We start from the raw sequence: 10,581 nt of genomic DNA on the forward strand, positions 1-10,581 counted from the left end.
GGCTCCTAGCTCTCTAACTCGATATCGATGCCCAGCGAACGGATTTCCTTCACCAGTACGTTGAAGGACTCCGGCATGCCGGCATGCATGGTGTGGTCGCCGTCGACAATGCTCTTGTACATCTTGGTGCGACCTTCCACGTCGTCGGACTTCACCGTGAGCATCTCCTGGAGGGTGTAGGCGGCACCGTAGGCTTCCAGTGCCCACACCTCCATCTCACCGAAGCGCTGGCCGCCGAACTGCGCCTTGCCGCCCAGCGGTTGCTGGGTGACGAGCGAGTAGGAGCCAGTGGAACGGGCGTGCATCTTGTCGTCCACCAGGTGATTGAGCTTCAGCATGTACATGTAGCCCACCGTCACTGGGCGGTCGAAGGCATCACCGGTACGCCCGTCATACAGTGTCATCTGACCGGAATCCGGCAGATCGGCCAGGCGCAGCAGGTGCTTGATCTCGCCCTCGGCGGCACCGTCGAATACCGGCGAGGCCATGGGCACACCGCCGCGCAGGTTCTTGGCCAGGGCAATGACCTCGTCGTCGGAGAGCGAGTCGATATCCTCGACCCGCGTTCCCGTGGTGGAATTGTAGACCTGCCCCAGGAACTCACGGATCTCGGCCACCTGCTGGCTGCGGGCGTCGCGCAGCAGGGCGTCGATCTTCGTGCCCAGCCCATGGGCAGCCAGGCCCAGGTGGGTTTCGAGAATCTGCCCCACGTTCATGCGCGACGGCACCCCCAACGGGTTGAGGACGATGTCCACCGGCATGCCATTGTCATCGAAGGGCATGTCTTCCACCGGCATGATCGCCGAGATGACACCCTTGTTACCGTGACGGCCGGCCATCTTGTCACCCGGCTGGATGCGACGCTTGACCGCCATGTAGACCTTGACGATCTTGAGCACGCCCGGCGCCAGATCGTCGCCCTGGGTCAGCTTGCGCTTCTTGTCCTCGAAGCGCTCCTCCATTTCCTTGCGGCGGTTCTCCAACTGCTCGTCAGCCTGAGCCAACAGCTCGTTGAGCGACTCGTCCTGCAGGCGCAGCTTGAACCACTGCTGGCGCGGCAGTTCCTCAAGGTAGCTGTCCGAGAGAATATCGCCCTTCTTCAGCTTGGGACCGCCATTGACCGGCTGGCTGGCAAGCGTGCGCTTGAGGCGCTCGAAGGTGGCATCCTCGGCGATGCGGTAGGTCTCCTGCAGGTCCTTGCGCACCTCGTCGAGCTGCATCTGCTCGATGGCTAGTGCACGTGAATCCTTCTCCACGCCGTCGCGAGTGAAGACCTGAACGTCGATGACCGTACCCTTCATGCCGGTCGGCGCACGCAGCGAGGTGTCCTTCACGTCAGACGCCTTCTCGCCGAAGATCGCCCGCAGCAGCTTCTCTTCCGGGGTCAGCTGAGTCTCGCCCTTGGGTGTGACCTTGCCGACCAGAATGTCGCCCGGCCCCACCTCGGCGCCGATGTAGACCACGCCGGCCTCATCGAGCTTGGAGAGCGCCGACTCACCCACGTTGGGAATATCGGAGGTGATCTCCTCCGGCCCCAGCTTGGTATCGCGCGAGACGCAGGTCAGCTCCTGAATATGAATGGTGGTGAAACGATCTTCCTGCACCACCCGCTCCGAGAGCAGGATCGAGTCCTCGAAGTTGTAGCCATTCCAGGGCATGAAGGCGATGCGCATGTTCTGGCCCAGGGCCAGATCGCCCATGTCGACGGAGGGGCCGTCGGCCAGGATGTCGCCACGTGCCACCACGTCACCGGGACGCACGATGGGGCGCTGGTTCATGCAGGTGTTCTGGTTGGAACGCACATACTTGGTGAGGTTGTAGATGTCGACGCCAGCCTCGCCGCCGATGATCTCGTCCTCGTTGATACGCACCACGATGCGCTTGGCGTCGACCGAATCGATCACACCACCACGGCGGGCCACCGCGCACACACCGGAGTCGCGTGCCACGAAGCGCTCCATGCCGGTACCCACCAGCGGCTTCTCGGCGCGCAGGGTCGGCACCGCCTGGCGCTGCATGTTCGACCCCATCAGGGCGCGGTTGGCGTCGTCGTGCTCGAGGAACGGGATCAGCGCCGCCGCCACGGATACCACCTGGCGCGGGGAGACGTCCATCAGCGTCACCTGCTCGGGGCGCATGAAGGTGGTCTCGCCCTTGTGACGCACCTGCACCAGGTCGTCGACCAGTTTGTTGGACTCGTCCACGCTGGCTGAGGCCTGGGCGATGATGTAATCACCCTCCTCGATGGCGGAGAGGTGCACGACCTCGTCGGTCACCTGGCGATCCACCACCTTGCGGTACGGCGTCTCGAGGAAGCCATAGCTGTTGGTGTGGCTGTAGGTGGCCAGCGAGTTGATCAGGCCGATGTTCGGGCCTTCCGGCGTCTCGATCGGGCACAGGCGGCCGTAGTGCGTGGCGTGAACGTCACGCACCTCGAAGCCGGCACGCTCGCGGGTCAGGCCGCCCGGGCCAAGCGCGGAGACACGGCGCTTGTGGGTGACCTCGGAGAGCGGGTTGTTCTGGTCCATGAACTGCGAGAGCTGGCTGGAACCGAAGAACTCCTTGACCGCCGCAGCAACGGGCTTGGCGTTGATCAGGTCCTGCGGCATCAGGCCTTCGCTCTCGGCCATCGAGAGGCGTTCCTTGACCGCACGCTCGACGCGAACCAGGCCCACGCGGAACTGGTTCTCGGCCATTTCGCCAACGCAGCGGATGCGACGGTTGCCCAGGTGATCGATATCGTCGACTTCGCCGAAGCCGTTACGGATGTAGATCAGCTCCTTGAGCACGTCGAGAATGTCACGGTTGTCGAGCACACCGGAGCCAGTATCACCCTCGCGACGCAGGCGACGATTGAACTTCATGCGACCGACGCCGGAGAGGTCGTAGCGGTCCTCGGTGAAGAACAGGTTGTGGAACAGCGTCTCGGCGGCTTCCTTGGTCGGCGGCTCCCCGGGGCGCATCATGCGGTAGATCTCGACCAACGCCTCGAGCTGAGAGCCGGTGGTGTCCAGTCGCAGGGTCTCGGAGACGAACGGGCCGCAGTCGAGGTCGTTGGTGTACAGCGTCTCGAGCGTGGTAATGCCGGCCTGGCCAAGCTTCTCGAGCAGCTCGGGCGTGATCACGCTGTTGCAGGGGCAAATCAGCTCGCCGGTGCTGGCATCGACCTGATCCTTGGCCAGGGTCTTGCCGAACAGGTAGTCCATCGGCACTTCGAGGCGCTCGAGGCCGGCCTTCTCCAGCTGGCGGATATGTTTCTGGGTGATACGACGCCCTTCCTCGACGATCAGGTTGCCGTCGGCGTCCTTGATGTCGAAGGTGGCGGTCTCGCCGCGCAGGCGCGACGGCACCAGGTCCACCGAGAAACCGCTCTTCTCGATGTGGAACGTGCTGGTGTCGAAGAACTCGTCGAGGATCTCCTCGGCACTCATGCCCAGCGCACGCAGCAGCACCGTGGCCGGCAGCTTGCGGCGGCGGTCGATGCGCACGAAGACGTTGTCCTTGGGATCGAACTCGAAGTCGAGCCAGGAGCCGCGGTAGGGAATCACGCGGGCGGAATACAGCAGTTTGCCGGACGAGTGGCTCTTGCCCTTGTCATGATCGAAGAACACACCCGGAGAGCGGTGCAGCTGGGAAACGATGACCCGCTCGGTACCGTTGACCACGAAGGTGCCGTTCTCGGTCATCAGGGGGATTTCCCCCATGTAGACTTCCTGCTCCTTGATATCCTTGATGGCCTTGTTCGAGGAGTCGCGATCGTAGATGATCAAGCGAACCTTGACCCGCAGGGGAGCGGAGTAGGTGACACCACGCAGTTGGCACTCCTTGACGTCGAACGCCGGGGTGCCGAAGCGATAGCTGACATACTCGAGCGCGGCGTTGCCGGAGAAGCTCTCGATCGGGAACACGGACTTGAACGCCGCGTGCAGCCCGGTCTCGAGGCGCTCCTCGGGCGAGCGGTCCTGCTGGAGGAAGTCGTAGTAGGAATCAAGCTGGATCGCCAGCAGGTAGGGCACATCCATCACTTGGGGCAGTTTGCCGAAATCCTTGCGGATGCGTTTTTTCTCAGTGTATGAGTAAGCCATCTGTATTCCCCAGCTTGTTCACCATGGTGACCGATGCGTGGTCGGCGCCGCCCGACGGGACCGCCCCCGTCAGGCGCTGACGGCAAGCTCCACAAAGGTAGCTCGCCGTCGGGATTCTTCTAGCGACGCTGCGTCAGCAAGGCGCTAGTGCAACAGAAAAAGGCCGGCAGCGGGAAGGCCCGCCACCAGCCATGGAAGCTTACGCAGCGCGTGAAGCCATGGAAACCAAGGGCTTACTTGAGTTCCACGGTGGCGCCGGCTTCTTCCAGCTTCTTCTTGGCCTCTTCGGCCTCTTCCTTGGGCATGGCTTCCTTGATGGTCGCCGGAGCGCCGTCGACGGCACCCTTGGCTTCCTTCAGGCCCAGGCCGGTGATCTCGCGCACGGCCTTGATCACGTTGACCTTCTTGTCGCCAGCGCTGGTCAGCACCAGGTCGAATTCGGTCTGCTCTTCGGCAGCACCAGCGTCGCCGCCAGCTGCCGGGCCGGCCACGACGGCGGCAGCGGCAGAGACGCCGAACTTCTCTTCCATCGCTTCGATCAGCTCGACGACTTCCATCACGGACATGTCGGCGACAGCGTTGATGATGTCTTCTTTGGTCAGTGCCATTTCGGTATTCCTAACTTTGCGGGAGCCTCGGCGCACCGAGCGCTCTGTTCAGTGTTCGATTCAGGCTGCAGCAATGAGTTCGCCGATCAGGCGGCCTCTTCCTGCTTCTGGTCGCGCAGGGCGGCCAGGGTACGAACCAGCTTGCCGGCGGACGCCTCTTTCATGACGGACATCAGCTTGGCGATGGCCTCGTCATAAGTCGGCAGGGTTGCCAGACGGTCAATGTCGCTTGCCGGAATCAGCTCGCCTTCGTAGGCCAGCGCCTTGACTTCGAAGTTCTTCTCGTCTTTCGCGAAATCCTTGAACAGACGGGCAGCAGCGCCCGGATGCTCGGTGGAAAACGCCAGTAGAGTCGGACCAACGAAGCTCTCGTTCAGACACTCCCATTGAGTGCCGGAGAGGGCGCGGCGTGCCAGGGTGTTGCGGACAACACGAAGCTGGACGCCACTCTCGCGCGCCTGCTTACGCAGACCGGTCATCTTCTCGACCGTGACGCCACGAGAGTCGGCAACTACGACGGAGAGTGCGCTCTTGGCAGCTTCACTGACCTCGGCAACGATCGCCTTCTTGCCTTCGAGTGCTAGTGGCACAGTGATCACTCCTTCGTGCCGGAACCGCATACAGCAGGCTCCGGAGGTTACCATCTCTTCCGCTGACGACAGGCGTCGACGGAAGTCCTGGGTGATGGTGCTCACCAGCGTTCTGGCGGCCACACCATCTGCGCAGGCATCCCTCTAGGGGAGATTAAGCCGCCCTCTCGAAAGAGGGCGGCACCTGCGGTCTTTGACGGCGCCCCTTGGCCCTGCTGACAGGACCTTCGGGGACCGCAAAGTTCTTGCAACAGCGTCTACCTGCGCCCTTAGGCGAAGGAAGAGTGATCGAGGGTCAGACCCGGGCCCATGGTAGTGGACAGGGTGACCTTCTTGAAATAGATACCCTTGGACGTGCTCGGCTTGAGCCGCTTGAGGTCGGCGACCAGCGCCTCCAGGTTGCCCCGGATGGCGTCGGCATTGAAATCGACCTTGCCCAGAGTGGTATGGATGATGCCGTTCTTGTCGGTACGGAAGCGCACCTGACCTGCCTTGGCATTCTTGACCGCAGTCGCCACGTCCGGCGTCACGGTACCGACCTTGGGGTTCGGCATCAGGCCGCGCGGACCAAGGATCTGACCCAACTGACCGACGACGCGCATGGCGTCCGGCGAGGCAATGACCACGTCGAAGTCGAGCTGGCCTTTCTTGACCTGCTCGGCCAGGTCGTCCATGCCGACGATGTCGGCACCGGCTTCCTTGGCAGCATCGGCGTTGGCGCCCTGGGCGAACACGGCGACACGCACATCCTTGCCGGTACCGTTGGGCATCACGGTAGCACCACGCACCACCTGGTCGGATTTACGCGGATCGACGCCCAGATTGATGGCGACGTCCAGCGACTCCTTGAACTTGACGGTGGAGAGTTCGGCGAGCAGGGCCACTGCCTCTTCCAGGCTATACGCCTTGGAGGCATCGACCTTTTCGCGAATCATCTGTGCACGCTTGGAAAGCTTGGCCATGATCAGAGACCCTCCACGTTCAGGCCCATGCTACGGGCGCTACCGGCAATGGTACGCACCGCGGCGTCGAGGTCGGCAGCCGTCAGATCCGGCTCCTTGGTCTTGGCGATTTCCTCGAGCTGCTCGCGAGTCACGGTACCGACCTTCTTCTTGTTCGGCTCACCGGAGCCGGACTTGATGCCAGCCGCCTTCTTCAGCAGGACAGCCGCCGGCGGCGTCTTGGTGATGAAGGTGAAGCTGCGGTCGGAATAGACGGTGATCACCACGGGAGTCGGCAGACCCGGCTCGATGTCCTGGGTAGCAGCGTTGAACGCCTTGCAGAACTCCATGATGTTGACACCGTGCTGACCCAGCGCGGGACCCACGGGGGGACTCGGATTGGCCTTACCTGCTGCAACCTGCAGCTTGATGTAAGCCTGTACTTTCTTGGCCATGATGGACTCCAGTTGGGTAGTAGCGCCTTGCGGCTCCCCGGGTTAAACGGCCACCGCAGTGGCCGCACAGCAAATCAACGGTCGAGAAACGTCACTCTTTCTCGACTTGGGAAAATTCCAGCTCGACCGGCGTCGCCCTACCGAAGATCAGCACGCTGACCTGCAGGCGACTCTTGTCGTAGTTGACCTCTTCCACCACGCCGTTGAAATCGGCGAAGGGGCCATCGACGACACGCACGGACTGCCCCGGCTCGAACATGGTCTTGGGCCGCGGCTTGTCGGTACCATCCTTCACCCGACGCAGGATGGCATCGGCCTCCTTCTGGGTGATCGGCGCCGGCTTCTCCTTGGTGCCACCAATGAAACCCATCACGCGCGGCGTCTCGTTGACCAAGTGCCAGGTGGCGTCGTCCATCTCCATCTCGACCAGCACGTAGCCGGGATAGAACTTGCGCTCGCTCTTGCGACGCTTGCCGTCACGCACCTCGACGACCTCTTCGGTCGGCACCAGGATTTCGCCGAAACGATCTTCCATGGCATACATCTTCACGCGCTCCTTGAGCGAACGCATGACATGCTTCTCGAAGCCGGAGTAGGCGTGTACGACGTACCAACGCTTGGACATGAAAACTCCTAACCGATGACGCCGGACATCGCCCAGCTAAGTAGGGTATCGATCAGCCACAGCATCAGCCCGACGACCAGCACGGCAACCAGCACGATGGCGGTCGTCTGAACGGTTTCGGGTCGGGTCGGCCACACCACGCGCTGAATCTCTTTCTTGGCATTCTTGGCCAGCTCGGCAAGATCCCGCCCCTTGGCGGTTGTCAGTGCCAGGGCCGCGGCGGCCGCACAGAGCACGACGACGCCAAGCACGCGATAGAGAAGCGCCTGGTCGGCGTAGTAGGTATTGCCCACCACCGCCAGCACCACCAACGTGACGACAACCGCCCACTTGAGCCCGTCGCGGCGCGCCTCCTGCACCTCGGCGTTATGTTTCATGAAAACGAGACTCCTCAGGGTGCGGCAATCGAGTATGTTCGCAAAGAGAACGCCAACCTGGGGAAGGTTGGCAGGCCAGGAGGGAATCGAACCCCCAACCTGCGGTTTTGGAGACCGCTGCTCTGCCAATTGAGCTACTGGCCTGTATCTGGTATGCCCTACCCTTTGCAGGCAGCACGCACAACAGCGGGCGTCATGATAGCGAATGACTCGCCGACTGACAACCCCTTCCGGCTTGACTTCGCCGTGAAGAAAAGAAAGGCGAGCCGTAGCTCGCCTTTCTAGACTGGAGCTCATGGACGGATTTGAACCGTCGACCTCACCCTTACCAAGGGTGTGCTCTACCCCTGAGCTACATGAGCGCAACCTTTCGGTACCACCTGCCGCAACCGGCAAGAATACCTGGAGCGGGCAGCGGGAATCGAACCCGCACCATCAGCTTGGAAGGCTGAGGTTCTACCATTGAACTATGCCCGCCTACCCACTCTTTCCAACCCAGACCCAAGGCCTCGATTGGCTTATCTGGTGGAGGGGGAAGGATTCGAACCTTCGAAGCTTTCGCGGCAGATTTACAGTCTGCTCCCTTTGGCCACTCGGGAACCCCTCCAGATGGCGGCCCATTCTACCGCCTACCGAAGCTATGTCAAGCGCTTGTTTTTCAAGCCACTTGCCTGCGAACTCGCCAATCCGGCGACCCCTTGGCTTCGGAACGCGCTGCATTGTGTCAAAGCAGCATGGAGAATGCAAGGCCAGCCCGGATTTTTTCCAGCCCGGCCGGCGGAGGTACACGCGGCGCTCCCGACATGCGCCCGGCACGCTCTGCCGCAGTCAATGGGAAGCAGGCTTCCAGGCCGCCGTACACCATGTCGGGCCATACCGCGTGGGGAGAATGCACACCCCGCGCCACGACTCGCGCGTCCCCACCGGTTAGCAACATCGGCAGCGCGACACCTTCGCGGTCGCAAACCTCGGCATAGATTCGATTCACGGCGCTGACAGCCGCCAGGTAGATACCGTGATTCACGGCTTCAACGGTACGGCGTCCTGGCAGCAGAAGCTCCTCCGCCTCACTGTCTGGGTCGATGGCCACATTGCGCGTGCCCAGCTGGAGGCTCTCCTTCATCAGGCGCAGGCCGGGCAGGATATACCCTCCCAGGTGACGCCCCCCCGGCAGTACGAAATCGATGGTGATGGCACTACCACAGTCCACGGCACAGCAGCCACCGGCCAACTGATAACCGGCCAGCACACCCATCCAGCGGTCTACACCGAGCCGATGAGGCTCTTCGTAACCGTTCAAGACACCCAGCGCCTCCGGCACCGAGCGCGCCACATGCACGCCCCGCACGCGACTCTGCAGTAGCGCCACGGTCTGCTCCAACACCGCCTGGCGGGCAACGCTCGAGATGCGCACCGCCTCGACCACGTCCAGATCGGGGATATCGGAGCCAGGCTTCCACTCCTCGCGGGTCCAGACGGCACCACGCGAGCGAATCTCGCTACTGTCGGCATCTTTCAATCGCCACTTGGAAAGCGTATTGCCGATGTCCAGGTCAAGGATCATGTACGTCCACGCACGCTGATCTCCCCTCCCCCCAGGCGTTCTCGCCGGTCGCCATGCCGGATCCACAGATTGCCCGACTCGTCCACGGACTCGGCCGTCGCCACGAGGCGCTGCTGTCCGCGCAGCACCTCGACTTCGCAATCCTGAAAGGCATGCCGCTCATTCCAGCTGCCCTGCCAGGCACCAAAGCCTGCCGTTTCGTAACCTGCCAACAGTGGCATCAATTCGTCCAGCAATTCGACAGCTAGCCGATTACGGGACAAGCCTGGCGCCTGGTCATGCACTGCTGCCACTCGCTGCTCGATCCGTTCACGGAAGGCATCGGGGAGGTTGAAGTTGATACCCATCCCGACGATGACTTCGCAGGGCCCCGCCGTGTCGCCGCTGATCTCGACCAGAATACCCGCGAGTTTGCCCAAACGCCCCTCACCATCGCCAAGCAAGACGTCGTTGGGCCACTTCAACCTGGGGCTCATTCCGTGGCGCTCCAGCACCTTGGCCAAGGCCACGCCCACCGCCAGGCTCAGCCCTTCCAACGCCGCAATACCGGATTCGAATCGCCAGCCAACCGATAGCATGAGGGCACGTCCCCATGGGGTCGACCAGACTCGTCCGCGACGGCCGCGCCCCGCGCTCTGCTGCTCGACCAAGCAGACCTCTCCGTGACCAGCCCCCTGCGCAAAGCGCTGCCGAATGAACTCATTGCTGGACGGCAGCGTTTCCTCGACGAAAAGCCTGGCAAGATGCTGACGCCCCTGCCGTGTCAGACCGGCCACGATCAACCCGCCATCCAGCAGCTCCAGCGGCATGGAAAGACGGTACCCCTGACCCTTGACCGCCTCGAGGGGAATATCCATAGCCTCGAGCTTCTTCAGTTGCTTCCAGACCGCCGTACGGGATACACCCAGCCGCTCGCCCAACTGCTCGCCGGAGTGGAACTCCCCGTCACTCAGCAGACGAATGAGGTCGCCAATGGTCATGCCCTGTGCCCCAATGGGAAAAGGTTCATTCTAGCGAACTGACGCTTCCGCGGAAACGCGTTGTTTGGATAAAGAAAAACCCCGAGCGCTATCGCACTCGGGGTCCTGGGATAGATGCCTGACGATGTTCGGGCCGGCCATCCGGCGGGCGGCGCTCCGCCACTCTACTCGTCTCATCCTGAGTCTTGCCCTTCGGGCCCGCTAAAGTGGTTCCCGTTTGTTCCCGACAAACGGGTCCATGGGAGGCCCCCAAACGACGAAACCCAGCCTCTTTCGAAGCTGGGTTTCTGAAGAAGTGCCTGACGATGACCTACTCTCGCATGGGGAGGCCCCACACTACCATCGGCGCTGAGCGG

9 protein-coding genes and 4 tRNA genes are annotated in these 10,581 nt (G+C 62.3%); all 13 read right to left on the bottom strand.

Annotated elements, in window-relative coordinates; all coding sequences use genetic code 11:
- Nucleotides 1-5: 5 nt before the first annotated feature.
- A complete protein-coding gene (gene rpoB / locus ACUY1T_RS18720; RefSeq protein ID WP_446025069.1) occupies nt 6-4,085 on the bottom strand; it encodes a DNA-directed RNA polymerase subunit beta in 4,080 nt (1,359 codons plus the stop codon).
- A gap of 233 nt (nt 4,086-4,318) precedes the next feature.
- Nucleotides 4,319-4,693: a 50S ribosomal protein L7/L12 gene (rplL, locus tag ACUY1T_RS18725; protein ID WP_446025070.1), complete on the bottom strand. Its 375-nt coding sequence runs from the start codon at nt 4,691-4,693 to the stop codon at nt 4,319-4,321.
- 86 nt (nt 4,694-4,779) lie between these two features.
- Entirely contained in the window at nt 4,780-5,283 is a 504-nt protein-coding gene (rplJ, locus tag ACUY1T_RS18730) for a 50S ribosomal protein L10 (protein WP_446025078.1), read from the bottom strand.
- Nucleotides 5,284-5,552: 269 nt separating this feature from the next.
- Nucleotides 5,553-6,245, bottom strand: coding sequence for a 50S ribosomal protein L1 (rplA, locus tag ACUY1T_RS18735; protein WP_446025071.1), 693 nt, complete (start codon nt 6,243-6,245; stop codon nt 5,553-5,555).
- Nucleotides 6,246-6,247: 2 nt separating this feature from the next.
- Complete coding sequence (gene rplK, locus ACUY1T_RS18740) at nt 6,248-6,679, bottom strand: 50S ribosomal protein L11 (protein WP_071943762.1); 432 nt, start codon at nt 6,677-6,679, stop codon at nt 6,248-6,250.
- Between the two features lie 91 nt (nt 6,680-6,770).
- Nucleotides 6,771-7,304 (bottom strand): transcription termination/antitermination protein NusG, encoded by a 534-nt coding sequence (gene nusG, locus ACUY1T_RS18745; protein ID WP_446025072.1) that lies wholly within the window; start codon nt 7,302-7,304, stop codon nt 6,771-6,773.
- A gap of 8 nt (nt 7,305-7,312) precedes the next feature.
- Complete coding sequence (secE, locus tag ACUY1T_RS18750) at nt 7,313-7,681, bottom strand: preprotein translocase subunit SecE (RefSeq protein WP_446025073.1); 369 nt, start codon at nt 7,679-7,681, stop codon at nt 7,313-7,315.
- 68 nt (nt 7,682-7,749) lie between these two features.
- Nucleotides 7,750-7,825: transfer RNA gene (locus ACUY1T_RS18755), tRNA-Trp, on the bottom strand.
- 143 nt (nt 7,826-7,968) lie between these two features.
- Nucleotides 7,969-8,043: transfer RNA gene (locus tag ACUY1T_RS18760), tRNA-Thr, on the bottom strand.
- 41 nt (nt 8,044-8,084) lie between these two features.
- Nucleotides 8,085-8,158, bottom strand: a tRNA-Gly gene (locus ACUY1T_RS18765).
- Between the two features lie 46 nt (nt 8,159-8,204).
- Nucleotides 8,205-8,288, bottom strand: a tRNA-Tyr gene (locus ACUY1T_RS18770).
- 117 nt (nt 8,289-8,405) lie between these two features.
- Nucleotides 8,406-9,245, bottom strand: a complete 840-nt coding sequence (locus ACUY1T_RS18775; RefSeq protein ID WP_446025074.1) for a type III pantothenate kinase — start codon at nt 9,243-9,245, stop codon at nt 8,406-8,408.
- Nucleotides 9,242-10,225, bottom strand: coding sequence for a biotin--[acetyl-CoA-carboxylase] ligase (locus ACUY1T_RS18780; protein WP_446025075.1), 984 nt, complete (start codon nt 10,223-10,225; stop codon nt 9,242-9,244). The genes ACUY1T_RS18775 and ACUY1T_RS18780 overlap by 4 nt, the downstream gene beginning before the upstream one ends.
- Between the last annotated feature and the right edge of the window lie 356 nt (nt 10,226-10,581).

This window comes from Billgrantia sp. Q4P2, from assembly GCF_052806135.1.

Excerpts from the sequence above, each read along its gene's own strand:
- secE (WP_446025073.1), bottom strand. The coding sequence starts at position 7,681 with ATGAAACATAACGCCGAGGTGCAGGAGGCGCGCCGCGACGGGCTCAAG.
- rplK (WP_071943762.1), bottom strand. The coding sequence starts at position 6,679 with ATGGCCAAGAAAGTACAGGCTTACATCAAGCTGCAGGTTGCAGCAGGT.
- rplL (WP_446025070.1), bottom strand. The coding sequence starts at position 4,693 with ATGGCACTGACCAAAGAAGACATCATCAACGCTGTCGCCGACATGTCC.
- nusG (WP_446025072.1), bottom strand. The coding sequence starts at position 7,304 with ATGTCCAAGCGTTGGTACGTCGTACACGCCTACTCCGGCTTCGAGAAG.
- ACUY1T_RS18780 (WP_446025075.1), bottom strand. The coding sequence starts at position 10,225 with ATGACCATTGGCGACCTCATTCGTCTGCTGAGTGACGGGGAGTTCCAC.
- rplA (WP_446025071.1), bottom strand. The coding sequence starts at position 6,245 with ATGGCCAAGCTTTCCAAGCGTGCACAGATGATTCGCGAAAAGGTCGAT.
- rpoB (WP_446025069.1), bottom strand. The coding sequence starts at position 4,085 with ATGGCTTACTCATACACTGAGAAAAAACGCATCCGCAAGGATTTCGGC.
- ACUY1T_RS18775 (WP_446025074.1), bottom strand. The coding sequence starts at position 9,245 with ATGATCCTTGACCTGGACATCGGCAATACGCTTTCCAAGTGGCGATTG.